Annotated in this window: 20 protein-coding genes and 1 pseudogene; 13 read left to right on the top strand and 8 right to left on the bottom strand. The window is 43.0% G+C overall.

The genetic code is table 11. The features are described from left to right. The first annotated feature begins 11 nt into the window (after positions 1–11). Positions 12–110 carry a cytochrome b6-f complex subunit V gene (gene petG / locus H6F44_RS00100; protein ID WP_071590170.1) on the top strand — a complete coding sequence of 33 codons (99 nt, stop codon included), beginning with the start codon at positions 12–14 and terminating at the stop codon, positions 108–110. Positions 111–278: 168 nt separating this feature from the next. Here petG and H6F44_RS00095 read toward each other — a convergent pair whose 3' ends face one another. Beyond that, positions 279–611, bottom strand: a complete 333-nt coding sequence (locus H6F44_RS00095; RefSeq protein ID WP_190348886.1) for a hypothetical protein — start codon at positions 609–611, stop codon at positions 279–281. Positions 612–786: 175 nt separating this feature from the next. Here H6F44_RS00095 and psbO point away from each other — a divergent pair, with 175 nt between their 5' ends. From psbO to H6F44_RS00075, 4 genes are all read left to right on the top strand, one after another. After that, complete coding sequence (psbO, locus tag H6F44_RS00090; RefSeq protein ID WP_190348885.1) at positions 787–1,629, top strand: photosystem II manganese-stabilizing polypeptide; 843 nt, start codon at positions 787–789, stop codon at positions 1,627–1,629. A 197-nt stretch (positions 1,630–1,826) separates the two neighbouring features. Continuing rightward, entirely contained in the window at positions 1,827–2,258 is a 432-nt protein-coding gene (locus H6F44_RS00085) for an Npun_F0494 family protein (RefSeq protein WP_190348884.1), read from the top strand. Positions 2,259–2,478: 220 nt separating this feature from the next. After that, positions 2,479–4,200 carry a hypothetical protein gene (locus H6F44_RS00080; protein ID WP_190348883.1) on the top strand — a complete coding sequence of 574 codons (1,722 nt, stop codon included), beginning with the start codon at positions 2,479–2,481 and terminating at the stop codon, positions 4,198–4,200. A 326-nt stretch (positions 4,201–4,526) separates the two neighbouring features. Further along, the gene (locus H6F44_RS00075; protein WP_190348882.1) at positions 4,527–5,060 is read left to right on the top strand and encodes a cyclic nucleotide-binding domain-containing protein; all 534 of its coding nucleotides are present in this window, start codon (positions 4,527–4,529) and stop codon (positions 5,058–5,060) included. Positions 5,061–5,115: 55 nt separating this feature from the next. On the opposite strand, the gene H6F44_RS00070 is transcribed toward H6F44_RS00075, so the two are convergent. The 3 genes from H6F44_RS00070 to efp all read right to left on the bottom strand — a co-directional run bounded on the left by H6F44_RS00070 (position 5,116) and on the right by efp (position 6,561). Further along, complete coding sequence (locus H6F44_RS00070; RefSeq protein WP_190348881.1) at positions 5,116–5,352, bottom strand: hypothetical protein; 237 nt, start codon at positions 5,350–5,352, stop codon at positions 5,116–5,118. Between the two features lie 168 nt (positions 5,353–5,520). After that, the gene (gene accB, locus H6F44_RS00065) at positions 5,521–6,000 is read right to left on the bottom strand and encodes an acetyl-CoA carboxylase biotin carboxyl carrier protein (protein WP_190348880.1); all 480 of its coding nucleotides are present in this window, start codon (positions 5,998–6,000) and stop codon (positions 5,521–5,523) included. Continuing rightward, complete coding sequence (gene efp, locus H6F44_RS00060) at positions 6,001–6,561, bottom strand: elongation factor P (protein ID WP_190348879.1); 561 nt, start codon at positions 6,559–6,561, stop codon at positions 6,001–6,003. A 265-nt stretch (positions 6,562–6,826) separates the two neighbouring features. On the opposite strand from efp, the gene H6F44_RS00055 reads away from it, so the two are divergent. The 3 genes from H6F44_RS00055 (at position 6,827) to H6F44_RS00045 (ending at position 9,352) form a co-directional block, all read left to right on the top strand. Beyond that, positions 6,827–7,480 (top strand): COP23 domain-containing protein, encoded by a 654-nt coding sequence (locus H6F44_RS00055; RefSeq protein WP_190348878.1) that lies wholly within the window; start codon positions 6,827–6,829, stop codon positions 7,478–7,480. A gap of 96 nt (positions 7,481–7,576) precedes the next feature. Beyond that, complete coding sequence (locus H6F44_RS00050; RefSeq protein ID WP_190348877.1) at positions 7,577–8,587, top strand: S1 family peptidase; 1,011 nt, start codon at positions 7,577–7,579, stop codon at positions 8,585–8,587. A gap of 33 nt (positions 8,588–8,620) precedes the next feature. After that, entirely contained in the window at positions 8,621–9,352 is a 732-nt protein-coding gene (locus tag H6F44_RS00045) for a tetratricopeptide repeat protein (RefSeq protein WP_190348876.1), read from the top strand. Between the two features lie 59 nt (positions 9,353–9,411). On the opposite strand, the gene H6F44_RS00040 is transcribed toward H6F44_RS00045, so the two are convergent. From H6F44_RS00040 to H6F44_RS00030, 3 genes are all read right to left on the bottom strand, one after another. Further along, the gene (locus H6F44_RS00040) at positions 9,412–11,145 is read right to left on the bottom strand and encodes a tetratricopeptide repeat-containing S1 family peptidase (RefSeq protein WP_190348875.1); all 1,734 of its coding nucleotides are present in this window, start codon (positions 11,143–11,145) and stop codon (positions 9,412–9,414) included. Positions 11,146–11,233: 88 nt separating this feature from the next. Continuing rightward, positions 11,234–13,210, bottom strand: coding sequence for a M48 family metalloprotease (locus tag H6F44_RS00035; RefSeq protein ID WP_190348874.1), 1,977 nt, complete (start codon positions 13,208–13,210; stop codon positions 11,234–11,236). Between the two features lie 33 nt (positions 13,211–13,243). After that, positions 13,244–14,113, bottom strand: a complete 870-nt coding sequence (locus H6F44_RS00030; protein WP_190348873.1) for a hypothetical protein — start codon at positions 14,111–14,113, stop codon at positions 13,244–13,246. A gap of 423 nt (positions 14,114–14,536) precedes the next feature. On the opposite strand from H6F44_RS00030, the gene rnhA reads away from it, so the two are divergent. The 5 genes from rnhA to H6F44_RS00005 all read left to right on the top strand — a co-directional run bounded on the left by rnhA (position 14,537) and on the right by H6F44_RS00005 (position 19,368). Further along, positions 14,537–15,514: a ribonuclease HI gene (gene rnhA, locus H6F44_RS00025; RefSeq protein WP_190348872.1), complete on the top strand. Its 978-nt coding sequence runs from the start codon at positions 14,537–14,539 to the stop codon at positions 15,512–15,514. Next, positions 15,411–16,730 (top strand): 5-(carboxyamino)imidazole ribonucleotide synthase, encoded by a 1,320-nt coding sequence (locus tag H6F44_RS00020; RefSeq protein WP_242016370.1) that lies wholly within the window; start codon positions 15,411–15,413, stop codon positions 16,728–16,730. Before rnhA ends, H6F44_RS00020 begins: the two co-directional genes overlap by 104 nt. 299 nt (positions 16,731–17,029) lie before the next feature. Further along, complete coding sequence (locus H6F44_RS00015; protein WP_190348871.1) at positions 17,030–17,347, top strand: hypothetical protein; 318 nt, start codon at positions 17,030–17,032, stop codon at positions 17,345–17,347. A 5-nt stretch (positions 17,348–17,352) separates the two neighbouring features. Further along, entirely contained in the window at positions 17,353–17,739 is a 387-nt protein-coding gene (locus H6F44_RS00010) for a toxin-antitoxin system TumE family protein (protein WP_190348870.1), read from the top strand. Between the two features lie 126 nt (positions 17,740–17,865). Beyond that, positions 17,866–19,368 (top strand): CHAT domain-containing tetratricopeptide repeat protein, encoded by a 1,503-nt coding sequence (locus H6F44_RS00005; RefSeq protein ID WP_190348869.1) that lies wholly within the window; start codon positions 17,866–17,868, stop codon positions 19,366–19,368. On the opposite strand, the pseudogene H6F44_RS22945 reads toward H6F44_RS00005, so the two are convergent. Then, positions 19,335–19,577: pseudogene (locus H6F44_RS22945) on the bottom strand (transposase); the annotation flags it as partial. The gene H6F44_RS00005 and the pseudogene H6F44_RS22945 overlap by 34 nt on opposite strands.

Here is a 19,577-nt window from a genome sequence, read left to right as displayed (position 1 = left end):
ATAATTTTTTTATGGTAGAACCAATTTTGTCAGGCATTTGCCTCGGTCTTATCTTCATTACTTTAGGCGGTTTGTTTTTTGCTGCTTATCAGCAATATCGCAGGGTCTAGTGAGATATTTGCCCCAAACGAGTTTGCTGCGCCATGCACCGCAAACTCGTTTGGGAAATAATCCAGTAAACGTCAGGCAAGATATCTGACCTGCAAATTCAAAATCCCTGTAGCGCGGACAGCCTGCCCGCCTTCGGGCGAGATTTGTCAGTCAATCGGGGCTTGGTGTTACTGGGGCTTAGATGTTTCTTCTGTTTGTTCTAAATAACGACAAATTTCATTGATTTTCATGCGGTAGATATGCGGCCATCCACCGTTGGTTTCTATATCTCGAAGTAAATTAAACAACTCGTGACGGCTGATTGGTAAGGCGGGTTGAAATAGATCATCCCTGATGTCTTTGTGGACTTTTTCTAAGGTACGCAAAATACTCAAAAGCTCATGGGGATTGTCTTTATGGTTTTGAGCAATCTGCCATAGCTGATCGCACAGTTCATCAATTGCCAATAAGTCACTGACTTGTTGCGATTCTCTCTGTGATTGGATTTCAGTTTGTGCCAAGCTAATTGCCCTCGTGCGCGATAATATTGATGATCGATCTAATTTAACGATCTATTTAAAGATCTAATTGATCTAAATTAGACCTAGCTCAAGTCTGGTTATACCTAATCGAGTCTAACTACCTAAGTCTTACTATGTCTAAAGTACTACCCGTTTGTATAAGAAGAGGTTATTTATGAAATTTCGTATTTTTACGAAAGCAATTTTTACATTGTGTATCAGCTTATGTATGGTTTTGGCAAGCGGTATGTTTACAGGTACTGCGATCGCTGCTGTACCACCAGGGTTAACCTATGATCAAATTGTAAACACTGGCTTAGCTAATAAGTGTGGCGACATTTTGAGTTCATCTCGTGGTGGACGTAATTTTATCCCCGTTGGTGTTGGCAGATCTGTGCAGATTACCGATCTTTGCCTAGAACCAACTGCATTTTTTGTCAAAGAAGAATCTAACAATAAGCGCAAAAAATCAGACTTTGTAGCTAGCAGATTGATGACTCGTTCAACCTCTAGTCTCGATTTTGTGAAGGCAACAGTCACTGGTAATGCTGACGGTAGCTTAAGCTTGGTGGAAACCGATGGCTTAGACTATCAACCTATCACGGTAAAGATGCCTGGTGGCGAGCTGGTGGCGATTTTGTTTACTATCAAGAGCTTTAAAGCTACTACTGCTCCTGGTGTTGGTGGCATTACGACCTCAGTTGATTTTGTTGGTACTACTGAGGTTCCTACCTATCGCGGTTCTGGATTTATCGATCCTAAGGGACGAGGTTTGGCGATCGGTTATGATGCTGCTGAAGCTCTACCTGCAAAGCGTAACAGCTTTGACTATCGCAGCATTAAGGATGACTCTACCTCTAAGGGTACTTTCTCTCTACAGGTTGCGAAGCTAAATGCTGACACTGGCGAAATTGCTGGCACGTTTGAATGTGAGCAAACTTCTGATAATGATCTTGGTGGTGTAGAACCTAAGGAAGTACTTATCCGTGGCGTATTTTACGGAAAAGTTAACGCTTAAATTTACTTAAACAGGAATGATGGCTAGCCTTTATTGCTTGCAATCATTCTTGTTACAGCGCTTTGCGATTATTTAAAAACCAGAAATATTTTTGAAAGCGGCGCTTGCAAAAATATTTCTGTACCACTCAAAGCCTCAATAGGCTCTTCTCAAAAGTATGTCAATTACCACGATTAAAAGCCTACGTAAAATCCTAGATGTTGGGTAAAGACTTGGAAAATTCTCAGGTTCAAGACCGTTCTGCAAGTATATCTGCTCATACGCCGCAGAATATTAAACGTGCTGAAATCGCTTTACGCTGTTCACCGTTTGCCGTAAAGTTGTTTGCAGATATGGCAGTGCAAGGGGTAAGTTTGCGGGGGATCTGTGGGAATGAAGGGATAAAGAATGGCTATTTGCACGAGAGCCGTAATTTGATTGTGGTTGAGAATGCGCTCTTATGGCTAATTCAAGTGGGGATATTGCGCCGTGAAGTGGATGGTCAGGGAATTACGGATAGTTTCCGCTTGACTCCTATGGGGCATTTACTATTAGAAAAATGGCAAATACAGACTAACTTTCCCCATCCTAGCTTCGGAGATCGCTTGCAAAATTTTTGGGCGCAGATTCAGTTATCAAGATTTTTTTAGAGCAAACGAATCACAGGGGAAACATTGGTGGAAGCTTTGCTAAGCAAATTTCTCAATATTTTTTTGGGTTTGGGCTTGGGCGCAAAGCGCTATAAGATTTCCTTAGTAAATTAGGCATGAAATTAGGTCTGGAACTAGTTCATCTCTAATGCGTCATAGCTGGAGTTTATTAATGATTCTGTGATTCATATAAACTTCACCAAATTGGGGACAAATCATAATGGCTGTTTTTCGTCAAAACTTTCGCACCCAATGGAGTAAGAACCTCCAAAGAACTTCTCTTTGCCTGCTTTCTGCTACATTCCCTGTTCTTTCGTTACTGACCATCAACGAGGCGATCGCGGCCCCTCAGCAACAGCCAACTACCCTGTTGGCACAAACTTCGCAAGACTGGCAAACTGCGGTACAGCTATTAAGAGTAGTTGATAATTCTGGCAGTCTTGCAAACATTGGCATCTTGCTCAATGTTGTTAATAAACCTCAGACAAGCTATGCCAATGCGGTTTATCAACTCTATGTCAAGCGTCCTGAAGGATGGCAAGAAATCTATACCAATTCGGGAGCAAGGCTCTTGAGTCGCAGTGCTGGTCGCCAATCTACCTTTGTGGAGATGATTCCCATCAGTTTGCTACGTAATCGCATTTCCCTTGATGATATTTACAATGGTGAATTGAGAGCTGTTACGAGCATTCGTTATGACTTACCTGGTGGCGTAAAGGATGCTAGATTTGAGATTGACTCAGTTCGCGCATTTAGTTCAATTGTCACGGTGAGTGCTACGGAAATTACTTCAGGCAGAATTAGCTCTGTTTACTCTAATACTTCTACAAACACCTCTACAAATACCTCCAACAATACTTCTAACAATTCCTCTACAAACACATCTAACAATTCCTCTACAAACACCTCCAACAATACTTCTACAAATACTTCTACAAATACCTCCAACAATACTTCTAACAATTCCTCCAGTGACACAAATCTGTCCGATCAAGACTTGGGAATTACCACACAATCATCTAGCTCTCAGGTGATCCAAACCACAACTGTACAGTCATCACAGAAGCCTATCAATACCGTCGTTGTGTCTCGAAAGGATGATGATGATGATGAATATGACGATGACGATGATGATGATGATGATGATGATGATGATGATCGAGATCGCGATCGTCGGCGTTCTAATCGGCGGCGGCAGACTCCAGATGGGGTTGAGCTGTCAAAAGCTAACCCTCATCGCGGACATTTCAGTTTAGTGATTCGTCAAAATCAGCCCAGATTTTCTCAAGTAATCGCCCGTTTATCGTTGAAGTCTAAGCGTTCTAATGGATTTTTAGCCGAGCGATTTTTAGGCGACTATCGCTTTAATCTTAATCAACGCGCTTCTTTTGTTAAAGGACTTAATTCAGGCGATCGCCTCGTTGTGCGTTTATTTGACTTGCAAAACCGTCCCCTCGGCTACACCGAAGTACAATTGTTAAAGGACTTTGCAACAATTAACTTGATCTTACCAAGTGATCCTATTGCTTACGGTACATTACGCACTGTCTCTGGCATTGATTCTAAGCGCTTGGGTAAGATCGATCAAAATGCGCGAGTTTACGATTACTTTACTCAGATTCAAACTTCTAGCACAATTACTCAGACTGTTGTGCGATTTCTAACCACTACGCAAGGTATTCCAACTAACTTATTTAATATTTCTGGCTTGCCTTCAGTCCCTGATCGATTGACATACACCAATGCTTTTATCAAAGGAAATCGGACTCTGATCAATCGTGCCATCAATGTCTTTACCCGTGATATGCCGCCCGCGATGCAAATATTGCCAGGTCAGCTCACACCATTGATATCTGTAAATGATGCTCAAACCTTTGATGTAGTTCGCAAAATTCTTGACTACAGAGATTTGCGTCCTAATGGCTTATCTCAATTTTTCTAAGTTGAGAGATTGCCTTGCTCTGCGCCAACTTAAAACCCAAAGATATTTTTAAGCATCGGTGCTTTGTGCCGATGCTTAAAGGTGTTTTTGTATTCCTCAAAGCCTAAGTAGACTGTAATTACAAAACCTTATTACAGGAACAATTTGTTTTGTTAAGACTATTGCATAGTGATCGCTATTGTAGGGGTATTATGTTTGACCTACGGCAATCGCCGAACTAACAAGCCGAAATAAAAGTTTTGGTCTGGATTTAAGTGCAAGGCGCTGAAAGCAAAACGCTATATTTATTAATTTTGTAGCCGCTACAAAGTATACAGAGGTTGAATGTGAAGAAGATATTGCTTTTCTTTAGTGAACTGAATAATAGCGATCTTGACTGGCTTGTGCAGAAAGGCAAAAAGGAAACAATCACTCCAGAGCGCGTCCTTATTCGTGAAGGGCAGATCAGTGATGCTCTTTATATTGTTGTTAATGGATCATTTAGTGTGGCGATCGAATCACAGGATCACAAAGAATTAGCCATAATATCTGCGGGAGAAATCCTTGGTGAAGTGTCGTTTATCGATACCCGTCTCCCCCTTGCTACAGTGAGAGCGATTGAGCAGTCTGTTGTTTTATCCATCCCAAGGATACAGTTACTAAACAAATTACAACAGGATGTTAGCTTTTCTTCTCGCTTCTATCGTGCAATTTGTCTTTGTCTCTCTGATCGCTTGCGCGGTACGGTGATTCGTCTTGGTTATGGTTTGGGAGACAATCTTGAGTCACATATTGGTGGATTTGACAAGTCTATGCTCGGTCATTTAGAGCTTGCGGAGGCAAAGTTTAACTGGCTGCTCAATAACGTTCGCGGCGCGTAAACATTATCGAGAGCCAACGAAATTCTGCTCTTTAGTTGCTGCAATGGGTTTGCATCTAGAAAACTTGGAAAATTACTACGCCCACAATTGATTCGATCGCCGTAGCAACTAACAGACCAGTCCAAAATCTACCTGCGGCACGGCTAAGCCCTAATGCACTATCCTCACGGCTGGCAGTAAAAAACAAAGACCATGCTTGGGTTGCGCTTAATCTGGCAAATTGGTTAAAGTCTTCGCGAAATGCGATCGGTGTGAATAAACTTCCGCCATCGAAATTAAACCTAGTTTCCATTAGTTGCTCTGTACTTGTTCTAAACTTTATGACGCTAGCTTAACAAATATTTACATTTTGACACAATACTTCACAAGTATGAGTTGTCACAAAGAAAGAATAGGGCATTGCCCTATTCTTTCTTTGTGTAAATAATTTTTAAGTGATTAAATTGATTAATATTAGGTCTTAGATTGGCTCTAACCGCATTAAAACCTGTCCATATTCTACAGGCTGAGTATTTTCTACCAAAATCTCCACAATTTTGCCAGTAGACTCTGATTCAATTTCATTCATCAACTTCATCGCTTCGATGATGCAAACAGTACTCCCTTTCTTGACCACATCCCCTAACTCAATAAAGGGAGGCTCATCAGGAGCTGGAGAACGATAAAAAGTGCCAACCATCGGCGAAGTAATCTCGATGAGTTTCTTTGCAGGCAACGAGTCGGCAATTGTTGCGCTATGTGTCGGTACATTATGCTGAACTGTGTCAATCACTGGTGCTGATAATGCAGAAGCTGAAACATTGGTTGGCAATGCTGCCACCTTAGTCTCACTTTTACGAATACTCAAACGCAGATCCCCCGATTCTAAAGTTAGCTCGGTGATGTCTGTCTTGTTGAGAATCGTCACTAATTCCCGCAATTGCTCTAAGCTAAATTCCACCTAATTTTCTCGCCCTAAATATGTGTCTTCACGGGTATCAATTTTGATGCGATCGCCAATGTTCACGAACAACGGCACATTGATATTTGCGCCAGTTTCCACCTTGGCAGCCTTAGTGCCACCCGTGGCGGTGTCACCTTTGAGTCCTGGATCAGTTTCGATCACTTCTAACACAACCGTGTTTGGCAACTCAACATCAATCACGCGCTCGCCCCAACGGACAACATTAACTTCCATGCCTTCTTTGATGTACTTAACACGACTACCAATTTGGTTTGTGGTTAAGGTTACTTCTTCATAGCTTTGCATATCCATAAAGACATAACCATCACCATCTTTGTAGGTGTGTTGCATCGAACTTTTTTCTAAAACCGCCTGAGGAACCATTTCCCCAGCCCTAAAAGTCCTTTCTAAGTTTTTACCTGTCATCGCACTTTTGAGGGTAGTGCGAACGAAAGCGGAACCCTTGCCAGGCTTAACGTGTAAAAATTCAACTACACGCCAGACTTCGCCATCGAGTTCAATTGTTACGCCGGGTCGAAAATCGTTACTAGAGATCATTGCAGGTTGAGTAATAGCCGAAAACTATTTTACATTAGGTATGTAACATTTGATGCTGTTGATATCAGGGAACAATGGTTTTTAAAGTTTACAAATTTGTCAAGTTTACTCAGGGCAGTGCCAAACGCTACTTTTAATAATTCTCTGGATAATTCTCTGGTGGCAAAGGAGTAATTGTTTGATATTTACAGGTATTGTTGTAACTAATTGCTGAAATTAGGGTACATTTTAAGTTGGATAGGGTAAATATTTTTGGGCTAAACTAATGAAGATTTGCTTTAAGGTTTTAAACACTGGATTCTTGACTTTGGCTTTGGTAATGGGCAATCAAATTGCCGATCAGTCAGTTAATGCCCAATCAAAGACAAAGTTTGTGTGTGGCACTGATCAAGGTAAACCCGCTACCCTTGCGGTTATGCCTGATGGTACAGAAGCCCCAATTATCAGGTATAGTTCGGGTGCTTTTGAAGGTGCAGGATTTTCTAACCAAAGACGTTGTGAAGAGATCTCTTCAAGGTTTCAATACTTTAATGACTTGCGGGAGATCGATTTCATGACTATTGGCAGGATTAATGGTCAGAGCGTCATCTGTGTAACTAGGAGTGAAGGCGGCGATTGTAGTCGCGATCTCAAGTCTGAAGGTTTGCTGATTACGGTGCGTCCTGGGGTTAACCCTCGCGTGACTCTAGAGGAGCTAATCAATGTGAGATTGCAGGCAGGTTCAGCTTTAGAGGAAAATGAAGCTCGACCTTATGTCAATACTCAATGCTTGATCGAAGCTGGTAGCAGCCAAGGTGCTTACGAAAGCTGCGCTAAAGGGGCAGCTAGGTTGTCGGGTTCTGCTAGTTTTGTTAAGAAGGTAGCCCCATCTACTCCAGTTGCAGCGCCAACTTCTACCAACAAGCCTCGCTTGTGGTAATTGCCTAAGTTGAAAAGTTATCGAACTTTAAAAAGGTTGGCATAGCCAGCCTTTTTAAATTCTGATTACTCCTAATATTAAATGTGCTTTTTTTAAATGTGCTTTTTAGAATCGTTTGGAGTTGCTTATTTACTTGGTATTCCCTGTCCAGTTAGGAATAGATTTGCTTGGACTTTACCTATAGCTGGTTTAATATCTACTTTTCAGCCTAGTCCATCAGTTGAAGCATTTCTGCCCTATTCCATTGAACAGTTAGAGCAGCGTGCGAAGAATGTAACTGTGAGAGTGGTTTCCGATCGCAATGCTGCTTCTGGGGTAATTATTGACAAGACTAAAGGCGTATATTTTGTGATCACCAATCGTCATGTCTTGGAAAAAGTGAAGACTATGCAGGTAGTGACGATGGATGGCAAGGTTCATCTTGCTGAGATGGTTAAGTCTTTTGATTTTAAAGATTTGGATTTAGAGTTAATTGCTTTTAAAAGCACATTGCCTTACGAAACTGCGCGTTTAGGCAGATCTGAGGATTTAAAGGTTGGGGATCTTGTGTTTGCTTCAGGCTTTCCTAAGCGATCGCAGGCTTGGAAGTTTGCAGAAGGGCAGCATATATTATCAACGCCGCAGCCTTTGCAGTATGGCTATTCTTTTGGCTATAACAGTAATGTGGAAAAGGGTATGAGTGGCGGGGCGGTTATGGATATGTATGGTAGGGTGATTGCCATTAATGGCGTTCATGCTAATCCTCTATGGGGCAAGCCTGTCTATCGTTATGCTGATGGCAATAAACCCTGTGAGCCGATGCAGGATGCCTTAGCTAGTTTGAGTTGGTCTATTCCTATGGAAACGGTGGTTAAGTCCATAACTCATTTAAGGACAACGCCATTGTCTACGGTGAAGCAAGCGTTTAATGGTCAGGTTTATTTTAATCCTTTTATTGGCAGTCAGATGATGCCCAATGTTTTGCAAAGTCGGGCGAGCCAAGCGTTAGGTTGTGTGGCATTGCCGCCATCAACAGCGCCCCAATTAGCAGTGCCTCAATTAATTCCGCGATCGCTGGTAATACCAGTCGAGCCAAAGAAAACAGTCGAGTCTAAAAAAAATCCCTAACCATAATCATTACCTTGAGTGGAATCTAAGCATATGTTTAAAAGTTATCAGGTTTTAAAAATAAACCAATGCTCCAAACTAATGGGGTTGGTTTTAGCTACGGCTGTGCTTGGGACAGCTAGCGTCAGTCCTGTTTTGGCTCAGTCTCAGCAAGGTGTAGTTTTGGACGCGAATGCTGATGTTAAGGCAAAAACCCAAATCTATCTCTCGCAGGCGCAAACCTTTTTTGATCAGGGCAATTACGATAAGTCGATGGGTTTTGTGAATATGGCGATCGATGCTAATCCTAATAACCCTCTAGCTTGGCAGCTATTAGGCAATTGTTTGAAAAAGTTAGGGCGCGATCGCGAAGCTTTAACTGCCTATGATCAAGCGGTTAAGTTATTGTCGGCGAGTAATGCTGTGCCAGTTGCATCGCCTTCGATGTCATCGGTGGGAGTTAATGACAATTTGCAGACTAATGATATAGCACAAATATGGGTGGAACGAGCGCGGGCGTTGGATCGGCTGAATCGTTTTCAGGAGTCGGTGGCGGCTTATGATCAAGCTTTAAAAATCCGTTGTCAAGAGCATTTGAGCAAGGCTCCTATGGAAACCCTGCCGATGGTTTGTCAGCCCTATGTGTTGATTGCACCTGCTACTGATCCCAAGACGACACAAAATAATCCGCAAAATAATTCGCAAAATTCTACGGTGATCCCTGTGCCGAATAATCGGCAAACTGGTGTGGAAACGCCGCCAAGGAATAATCGCAATATTTGGTAAAAAAAGGAGAAGCGATGCTTCTCTTTTTTAGTTTTAGTTTTCAGCGCCAAGCGCTGAGGTTAATTAGAGCCAATTTGACTGCGAATTTCTTGGGCGGGTTTGTAGTTGGGATCGATGGATAGGGCTTGATCGATGGATTGCAATGCTTGATTTTTATTGCCAGCCAAGTAAAGAACTGCGCCGCGATTCGTCCAAATTTCTGGATCTTGGGGGTTGAGTTTTGCGGCTTCATCATAGGCGGCAATGCTCTCTATATAGCGCTTGCGCTCATAGAATAAACGCCCACGATTAGCCCATGCAGGTGCGAATTTAGGATCGATCGCGATCGCTCGATCAATGGAAGTTTCAGCAGCAGCGAAGTCGCCCATTTTCATCTGTACAAAGCCCATATTTGACCATGCACCTGCCATGCGATCATCAAGTTCAATCGCTTTTCTAAAGGAGGCGATCGCCTCAGCTTTACGATCTAATACAAATAAAATCTCGCCCCGTTCGGTGTAGTCGGTAGGGTTTTCGCGCCAAAGCGTTCCTGTTTTTGGGCGAGCTTTTGTGTTTAGCTCAATGGCACGATCAATAGAAATTAGTGCTTGTGAAAGTTTACCAGTGCGATATTCGGCTCCTGCCTTACATCGCCAGCCATCATAGGTTTCTGGCGATAACTCAACGGCGCGAGTACAACTTTTTAGCGCACCTTGGAAGTCGCGGTTAAATCCTGACACAAAGCCCTTGGCATACCATGCAATGCTTTGGTCAAGTACCTTGTCATTAATTTGGGTGGCGCGATCAAAGGCATCTTGAGCTTCTTTGATTTTGCCAATGCGCCATAGCTGATTACCTCGGTTGATCCAATAGACAGGATTTACGCGATCATCGGCTAGGATTGGTGGCATCCATGAATCTAATGCCGATATAGGTATAGTTCTGGGGGCGGTATTTTCGACTTCTAAATTCAGTTGCAAACCTGTGCTGGGCAGTAATTCTAAAAAAATAGTAATGGGAATGCCAATGCTGTTGCCAAAATTAATATTAAAGTTTTTCTTGGATTCATCTAAAGTTCTGGCAATAATTTGATCCCCAACTCTTTTAACTCCATCATTGCGACCATGAATAGCAATTAGCCTTGCGTTAGCATCAAGCACAGCACCACCGCTCATGCCTTCGTGGGTGAGATTGCTGTAGGTGAGATAGTAACCACGGGAGCGGTTGGTAGGATCGGAGATGGCAGAGCCAGAGGTGTCGATGATTTGCCCAGGGTTAAATATGTATGTCTTACCAAAATTATCAGGATTAGATTCATCGTATAAGTTGGGATAGCCTGACACGAAGATTGCCTGTTGTTGGTTGGCGATCGCTGCTCCGTCAAAAACCCCATTATTGAAGGATCGGCGTTCGTAGGTTTGGGCAAGATAGCGGGATATTTTGGCAACTGGATAATTGCGATCGCTCACAAAGCTAACGACAGCCAGATCAACCGCGCCATTCTGTAGTTTTTTGATAGTAAGGGAATTGATCGGATAGCGCTTACCATCATGGGTAACGGCAGTGTAATTACCAGACTTAGTTCTTTCGAGTACATGAGCCGCAGTCGCTACGTAATAAGTATTTCCCTGTTTCGCAATAATTACTCCCGAACCGCCTTCAAAATTATCATCAATGCGTACTGTAATTTCGCGGGCAATTTTTTGGATTTCCTGTGGGGTTTGGGCAACCGTGGGCGATGGGTTGGACAGGTTTAGCGTGATTGCGAATCCTGAAGTGAGTGCTAGACCGATATAAATTTGTTTGATATTCATCGGTTTAATGATCCTCTCTATTTTGCAAATGAATTTTGAATTACTAGCAAACAGCCAATGGCTATGCCACTGGCTATTTGGGAAATACTTAGAATGCGAGTCTAAATACCCGCGCCACGGAACTGCCTTCCTTTAACTCAAGTACTAGATCTTGGCTGGCTTGGTTAGTCCAGCGATGATTGAATACTTGAATCTCTGCCTCAACGGTTTCGCCCACACCCACTGATGGCTGACCACCTTTTTTCATGGTTAGCCTTGCTTTGAGATCATCACTATTATTTTTAAAGACTTTGACAAAGCCAGGGACAAAGGTAAATGGGCGATCGCTGTTGTTGGTAATTAGCACCTTGGCACTAAAGGACGAGCAACTGGTCGCCACAAATCCGCCATCAAGTCTGACGATGACGCGATCGCGCTCTTGTCTTGCCACTAAGGACACCTTACCGCGAGGGCAAGCGTTTGATGAGTTGGCAGCTTCACGTTGATCATTGCGGCGGGGGCGATCGCTATCCCGTTCAGGTCTGCCATTGCCATCTCCACTAAAGGCGGTGCTGTCGTTATTTCTGCCACTATTGGCGATCGCATTGTTATTGCCACCACCGAGCCGCGCCATCACATTGCGATAGTTAGATACCCCTTCATAGGCATAGCGATTAAGGGCGTTGCGAGTAATAAAGTCTTCAAGATAACCTACGCGATCGCTAGGTGCAGGATGGGTATCCATGTAGCTTTGCCTACGGTTGCCAGAAGCTGCCTGAAATACACGAGTGATGTTCCATAAACCATCGGCAGAATAGCCAGAAGCAACGGCTGCTCTAGTACCCAAAATATCCGATTGTTTTTCGGTTGATCGGGCATTTTCTGCTAGTTGAATGGCTAACAAATCTGAAATTCCAAAAAAGCCACCAAGAGACTTTGCTGCAATTCGCTCAATTGTTTTGAGATAACCATGAGAAAGTACTGCATGGCCCACTTCATGCCCCAATAGCCCCGCTAATTCTGCTTCTGAGCCTATGGCATTTAAAATACCTGAAGCTATAAAAACTTTTCCCCCTGGCAATGCAAAAGCATTGATGTCACTATCATCTTTATAAACATAAAACTCATAGTTAAATTCGTTGCGCCCCATTGATTTAGCAACTTTTTGTCCCACTCGGTTAACGTAATTGACAATTTCAGGATCGTTAACTATTTCTAGTTGTTCTTTGTAGTTTTCAGCTAAAAAAGCACCATACTCAGATTCACTGCGCGATAAAATCGCAGCGATACTTACCTCAGCCCTCCTACCGCCAAATATAGAACCCACTAACCCCAATGCTAGGAGCTTATCGGCGATTTCTTTGCGATGTTTATCAAGGTAAAGATCTGCTTTTCTTAGATAGCTATTACTATCGGGATCATCGGGAAATAGGGTGGCAAACTGACGGGCAGTGACAGAGGCTTCGATAAATTTGTCATAGGTCAGAAAGGCATTAAGCCTTGCGTCTAATAGATCCTTGCGTTCAGGAAATATTGATGAGCCCCTTTCCAATGCCTCTAACTCCACCTCCAACTTAGTCTTGCCTAAAACAATCTTGGCATCCTCTTCACTAAATTTGCGGGCGGCTTGGGCAAGCATAATATGCCCTTGGATAAATTCGGGATAGTCTTCGGAAAGGCGTTGCAATGGGATCAAGGCTTTAGTAATTAAGTTTTCATCTAACCCTGATTTGCCATTGCGGTAATAGCTCCTTGCACCTCCTGATAGTTGCTCAGGATCATCAATGGCGCGGCGGCGACCAGTACCAGTATTGGTAAAATCGGCTTTGACTTCTTTTTGAATTTTGATGGCTTCAGAAATTGCGCCCTGCGTATAGAAGCGATCGGCGATCTCTAATTGTTGAAGATAGTTTTGGCGGGATCTCGATTTGCCAAAGGCGATGATATTGTCTTTGATCTGAGGATGGCGATCGCCTGATCGCAACCCATCAACATTGAGCGACCATACAGAACTAGCAAACATCAGGGATGTAAACAGACCTGCCACAAATAGGGCTAAAAGCGATCGCAGTTTCTTTGTAAGCATTAATTTATGAATTTGACTGTGAGTTTAGCTAGATTAATAGGAACCAGGTCCAAATAGGGGCGGGCGAGCAGGCGCGGGTGCAGGTGGGTTGTAAGGTTCTGGCTCATTGACAGGAGCAGTTGGGCGGCAGGCATCAGGATTAGCAACACAGGGATCAACTGGCTTGCAGGCATCAGGATTAATCACGCAAGGATCAAGGGCTTTGATCGCATTCAACTTGTTATCCAAATCCTTAATTTTGTCGGTGGCTAGAGCAAGGTTAGTTTGTCGCTCGGCAGCGACTAGAGACTTGTCGGGAATTGTTTTTAGTAAAGATTGCGCCTCAATGTAGATTGTCTTGGGTTGCATGAGTCGATCCCGTGCCTTGTTTGGCTCTTCCTTTGCTCCCTGTGGGTCGCGATTGAGCGCATCCGCCTGTTTGATTTTGGCGATCGCTGCCTTAAGTGATTGGTCTGCCTTTTCCTCTAACGCCACCGAGACGGCTATTTTTTTATCAAGCTCATCGACCTTTGCCCTTTGTTCCGCCAGAGATATAGGTAAATCCTTGGCATTTTCATCAATACTTGATAATTGATTTTTAGAATCATTAACTAATTTGCTAGCACTGTTTAGATCTGCTAAAGACTTACCGCTCTCAAATTTACTTTGAGCCAATTCAATCGCTTTCCCAGCCTGTTCCGATGCTTCTCTAAACCTTTTGCAATTACCAAGAGGCTTACAAATTAAATCAATGGAACTAGCATTAAACGCCAAAAAAGCGATCGAGCCGATCCCTAACAAACTGACAATAGATATGATTAACAGCAATCCCAAATTTGACGAAGGTGGCTCAACAATATCTTCACCTTTGCCAAAATCAGGTGGCTCTGGTGGTTTTCGGCTACCTAACCCTGTTCTTCTCATGTGTTTTTAGTTGCATCTTATGAAGTTGACTGCAAATCGCTATTTCTTAACTAATTCTCAACTAAATAGTTGAAATCAATAAACATCCCTTAATGTTTTCCCCTCAACAGTTCAGCACTTTGTGCTGTTATGGCAGAAACAAAAATAAAAGTTTTATGGTCTCAATAGTTTATAGAGTTGGTTAGCTTGAATTTCTGAGAGTAATTGGCTATTTAAGTTGTGGTTAAGCTTTGAGCTTAGATTTTGGAGAGTAAAGTTATTAACGATATTTGCGTATAGAATACCTTGTCTTTGCGTGACTTGTTGATATGTTAAGAATTATTTTTAGAAAATTATGGATAGGTTCAGGTGCCTGTCGATGCGGCTTTGATCATAGAATGGATAAATGTAATCAGGAAAACTACTTAATAAGTTACAAAAGCATTGAATAAAATCTATTTGAAGGGCGTGAGAGCCTATGGCTATGTGGGATACTTGCCTGAAGAGAATGTATTGGGGCAGTGGTTTGAGGTGGATGCAACTCTATGGGTGGATTTTGAAAAATCTACTTATAGTGATGCAATTGAGGACACGGTTAATTATGTGTCCTGCATTCAGAAAATTGAGAAATTAATTCAAACCCAGAAATATAAGTTGATCGAAAGATTGGCGGGAGCGATCGCTGACAGTTTGTTAGAAGATCCCCAAATTGCTCAAGTGGAATTGCGGGTAATCAAGCGTCCGCCCATCCCGAACTTTCAAGGCTCGGTGGCAGTGGAGATTAGGCGATCGCGTCCATCCCAATTTAGCGACCAGCCTAACGATCAATCTAGCAATAAATCTAGCTACAAGTCTAGCGAAAAGGACATTGCGGGGGCGGCTCTGAATATTACGACAGAACCGAAACAGGCGGCGATCGCGGAAGTGCCAAAACCCACGCCCACCCTGTCCGCCAAGGTTGCTGATCGCGCCTTGACCTCGACTATTGTGAGCATTCATACTGATGGAGCCTGCTCAAAAAATCCAGGACCTGGGGGCTGGGGGGTGGTGGTGCATTTTGCCGATGGCTCGATTAAGGAGATCGGTGGCGGAATGCGCGATACGACTAATAATCAAATGGAGTTGCAAGGGGCGATCGCTGCCTTAGAATTCTTGGCTGTGCAACCGCAATCGCAGCCCGTCGATCTATATACCGATAGTAAATATGTTTTAGATGGCATTACCAAATGGATCAAGGGCTGGAAAAAGAACGGTTGGCAAACTAAGGATCGTAAGCCTGTCAAAAATCAAGAATATTGGCAAAAGCTGGATCAACTAAATGCGTCCAATGTACGCTGGCATTGGGTGGAAGGACATTCTGGTGATCCAGACAATGAGCGTTGTGATGCGATCGCCCGTAGTTATGTGGCGCGGGAGAATTAAAGTTGTGAATCAGCAAAAAGTCGGTGTGATTGGTGGTGGACAGTTGGCTTGGATGATGGCGATCGCGGCTCAGAAAATTGGCATTGAGTTATCGGTGCAAGCTGCCAACGATCAAGAGCCTGCGGTGGCGATCGCCGATCGTGTGGTTTATGGCAAAGTTAGCGATGCGAAAGCGACAGCCAAACTAGCAGAACATTGTCCAGTCATTACCTTTGAGAATGAGTTTGTGGATCTTGAGGCATTGCAAACTTTAGAAAATAGTGATCGCTTCCATCATGCTTACCATAATTTTAAATTTCTACCCCGCCTAGCCACTTTAGAAATTTCCGTTGATAAGCTCAAACAACGTCAACATTTCCGCGACCATCAGATTCCCACGCCCACTTTTTATGCAGTCGATCAAGAGTCAGATTTAATCAATGCGGCGGCAAATTTGGGCTATCCCTTGGTTTTAAAATCGCGCAGACATGGCTACGATGGCAAAGGAACTTGGGTGATTAAAAATGTAGAGGAATTACAAACCGCTTGGACATCTATACACCAAGCACCAGCGATCGCCGAAGCCTTTATTCCCTTTGAGCAAGAATTGGCGGTAATTGCAGCACGAACGCTCCATGGTGACATAGTGATTTATCCTGTGGTCGAGACTTTGCAAATCGATCAAGTTTGCCGCCGCACGATCGCCCCTGCTAGGGTTAGTCCTGCGATCGCGGCTGAAGTGGAGAGAATTGCTAAGCAAATCATGGTCAGCTTAGATGCGATCGGCGTGATTGGCATTGAATTTTTTCTAACCGCATCGGCAGAGGTAACTGTCAATGAAATTGCGCCGCGCACCCACAATTCAGGTCACTACACCATTGAGGGCTGTCACACTTCCCAGTTTGAGCAACTATTGCGCGTAGTGAGTGGGTTGCCTTTGGGGGATGTCTCTATGGCTGTGCCTGTGGCAATCATGATCAATCTGCTCGGCACGGAAGGCTATGCAGACAATGATCCCGACTATCTCCATCAACGTAAGGCGATCGCCTCTTTCCCAAATACTTTTATACATTGGTACGGCAAATCATCATCCCTTGGACGCAAGCTCGGTCATGTCACTGTCTGTGCGCCCACCTATGACACCGCCTTAGCAATCAGCGATCGCATCGAAAAAATCTGGTATGGATCAAGCCAAAATGCTGATACAGAAAGCATTTCAAATAAGCGCTTTAGCTGATGAAAAGCCATTTCGCTTCATGGGATCTTATGTGTGCGTCTCAATTGTTTCATTGAACAAGATTTAGTGGGTAATGGATAACTGACGTTGCCATTACCTACTATTTTTTACGCAATATTTGTTCAGGAGCTTTTAGTTATTCTTGGGCAAGGGGGTGAGCTTTGATCGCTTGAATAAAAAGAATTGTTGATGGCATGGCGATCGCTGCTTCAATCAGATTTTGCGTTTGCTAATTATCCAAATACTTGTAATTTACTCAAAATCTAAGGATAATGTGATAGTTCGCGATTGATAACATTATGATTGTACAAATTCCTGAACCCCTCAAAATCCTTGATTCTCTCTATCTCAATGGCTATCGCAATAGCTTAATCGATCGCGCTCTCAACAAAATTATCGAGTTAGAAAAGGCAAATACCCTCAAACAAGCTTCAGAATTGCAATCAAAATTACAGATATACGAACTTCAATATCAAATGACTTCCGATGTTTTCTATCCCAAATTTAACGATGGGAATTTAGGCGATGAGATCGGTTATTTTGAATGGAGTGTTCTGTATGAGCTTTGGCTATCTACTCAAGAGCGCTTAAAGGTCTTGCAGCCAAAAATTGAGTAGAGATTATGGAGGCTAATGAATATCTTGAAGATATCAAATCTAGGCTTATTGCCAGCAATGCGATCGCTGCATTTACGATTATTGAAGAATTAGATCTAGGCGATCGCGGTTATTTTCGGGCAAGGGTGACGCTCAGTAATGATGATTTCTTGGAAGTTGCTGAGTATTTCAAAATTACGAATAATGTTGTGACAACAACAAGATATCGCTATCAGTGGATGGACAGCGATCGCGCTAATTTACGCAAACGTTGGGACAATGTGCCGCATTTTCCAAATCTGCCTAATTTTCCGCATCATATTCATGTTGAGTCAGAGGAAAATGTTGTTTCTGGTTATGTGCTGAGTATTCAAGATCTTTTAGATATTCTTGAAAAAGAGATTGAAATCTGATCGCTTGAATAAAACTGAAATTTGAAGATCGCTGCCTCAATTAGATTTTACTTTTGCCAATTATACAAATACTTGTAATTTACTCGAAATCTAAGGATAATGTGATAGTTCGCGATTGATAACATTATGACCGATCCCTTGACTGAAAAAATTGGTATTAACGTGCAGGGCGGTACTGTGAATGTGCAGAACCTCAATGTCGGTATTGCCGAAAGGCTTGCACAGTCGGGCGATCGCGTCAGGATTTTGGTAGTAGCAGCAAACCCTTTAGGCTCATCACCTTTGAAACTCGATCATGAGGTGAAAACAATTCAAGAGGCGTTAAGGCGATCGCGCAAACGTGACAATTTTGTAGTGGAATATCGGCTGGCGGCTACTCCTTCCGAATTGCGCCGTGCTTTGTTAGATGTGGAACCCCATGTTGTGCATTTTAGCGGTCATGGTGCGGGAGATCGGGGACTGTTATTTGTAAGTGATGAGTCGGCAAGTGCGATCTATCGTTCGGAAGGTGGAGAGGTGCGATCGCGTGCGACTGATAGTAACGAAATTAAATTTGTACCTGCAAAGCCGTTAGCAAATTTGTTACAGCTTTGTGATGACCATTTGGAATGTGTGGTGTTGAATGCTTGTTATTCCGATGTGCAGGGTGATGCGATATCGGCAAATATTCCCTTTACGATTGGGATGCGCGATGTTGTCAAGGATAATGTGGCGATTAAGTTTTCGCAGGGGTTTTACGATGCGATCGGGGCAGGGAAGGGTTATGAAAGTGCTCTTAAATGTGGTAAGGTGGCGATCGAGTTTGATTTGGCAAACGATCAAGCTTCTCAAATTCTCGTTTTAAGAAAGAAGGGTGATTCGTTTTCTCAATCTAGTCCCGTTCCAACAAAGCCCTCAAGCCCTCCTCCAATGCCGCAGCGTTCTTTGTCAGCTAGTGAATATTTTGATCGCGCCTACGAAAAAGCAGAAAAAGGAGACAAACAAGGAGCGATCTCCGACTACAACGAAGCCATCCGCCTCAAACCTGATTATTCTGATGCCTATTTCAATCGAGGGAACGTGAAGTCTGATTTAGGAGAACAGCGTGATGCGATTTCTGACTATAGTGAAGCTATTCGCCTTGAACCAAACCATGCTAGAGGCTATTTATACCGCGCTGAAGCACGATTTGATTTGGAAGATTACCAAGGAGCTATCTATGATTATAGTGAAGCAATTCGGCTTAATCCAAATGATACTGATGCATACGTAATGTCTGGTCACGCTAAGAATAACGCAGGTAATTACAGGGGTGCAGTCTCTGACTATAGTGAGGCAATTCGACTTAATCCAAATAGCTCTGAAGTATATTTGTTTCGTGGGGATGCAAATTTCAATTTAGAGAAATATCGAAAAGCAATTGCTGACTATAATGAATCAATTCGTCTCAATCCTAACAAACACGAAGCTTATTATAATTTAGGAGAGGCAAAGACGATAATAAAAGATTATCAAGGTGCAATTAATGACTATACAAGAGCAATTCGACTAAACAAAAAGTATGCCGAAGCTTATGAGTCTAGAGGAAATATTAAACACTTTTACCTAGATCAATACTACGGACAAAATTGGTCAGAGATAGAGCCGTAAGAGCAAAGCTTGTGGAAATTAGGGTGTAATTTAATCGAAGTAAGGTCTAAATCTAACAGGGAAATAAAGCGGTCAAGGAGAAGGCGATTGAAAGCCAAGCGTTTGTAACTCGCCATCGAAAAGACAAAAGTTTTGTGAGGATGAGCGGCAAGATGAGATTGCCAAGCATCGAACTTAGCCAGATTTAAAGCCATCAAAGAAGCATTGAA

The sequence above is a fragment of the Pseudanabaena cinerea FACHB-1277 genome, assembly GCF_014696345.1.
In the GTDB taxonomy this organism is placed as follows: Bacteria; Cyanobacteriota; Cyanobacteriia; order Pseudanabaenales; family Pseudanabaenaceae; genus Pseudanabaena; species Pseudanabaena cinerea.
This window is presented reverse-complemented; position numbering and strand designations above follow the sequence as displayed.

Coding starts and splice junctions, on each gene's coding strand:
- H6F44_RS00050 (WP_190348877.1), top strand. CDS start 7,577: ATGTGCTTTTTAGAATCGTTTGGAGTTGCTTATTTACTTGGTATTCCC.
- H6F44_RS00035 (WP_190348874.1), bottom strand. CDS start 13,210: ATGCTTACAAAGAAACTGCGATCGCTTTTAGCCCTATTTGTGGCAGGT.
- H6F44_RS00020 (WP_242016370.1), top strand. CDS start 15,411: ATGCGTCCAATGTACGCTGGCATTGGGTGGAAGGACATTCTGGTGATC.
- H6F44_RS00045 (WP_190348876.1), top strand. CDS start 8,621: ATGTTTAAAAGTTATCAGGTTTTAAAAATAAACCAATGCTCCAAACTA.
- H6F44_RS00055 (WP_190348878.1), top strand. CDS start 6,827: ATGAAGATTTGCTTTAAGGTTTTAAACACTGGATTCTTGACTTTGGCT.
- psbO (WP_190348885.1), top strand. CDS start 787: ATGAAATTTCGTATTTTTACGAAAGCAATTTTTACATTGTGTATCAGC.
- H6F44_RS00010 (WP_190348870.1), top strand. CDS start 17,353: ATGGAGGCTAATGAATATCTTGAAGATATCAAATCTAGGCTTATTGCC.
- H6F44_RS00085 (WP_190348884.1), top strand. CDS start 1,827: ATGTTGGGTAAAGACTTGGAAAATTCTCAGGTTCAAGACCGTTCTGCA.
- efp (WP_190348879.1), bottom strand. CDS start 6,561: ATGATCTCTAGTAACGATTTTCGACCCGGCGTAACAATTGAACTCGAT.
- H6F44_RS00040 (WP_190348875.1), bottom strand. CDS start 11,145: ATGAATATCAAACAAATTTATATCGGTCTAGCACTCACTTCAGGATTC.
- H6F44_RS00070 (WP_190348881.1), bottom strand. CDS start 5,352: ATGGAAACTAGGTTTAATTTCGATGGCGGAAGTTTATTCACACCGATC.
- H6F44_RS00015 (WP_190348871.1), top strand. CDS start 17,030: ATGATTGTACAAATTCCTGAACCCCTCAAAATCCTTGATTCTCTCTAT.
- H6F44_RS00005 (WP_190348869.1), top strand. CDS start 17,866: ATGACCGATCCCTTGACTGAAAAAATTGGTATTAACGTGCAGGGCGGT.
- petG (WP_071590170.1), top strand. CDS start 12: ATGGTAGAACCAATTTTGTCAGGCATTTGCCTCGGTCTTATCTTCATT.
- H6F44_RS00030 (WP_190348873.1), bottom strand. CDS start 14,113: ATGAGAAGAACAGGGTTAGGTAGCCGAAAACCACCAGAGCCACCTGAT.
- H6F44_RS00080 (WP_190348883.1), top strand. CDS start 2,479: ATGGCTGTTTTTCGTCAAAACTTTCGCACCCAATGGAGTAAGAACCTC.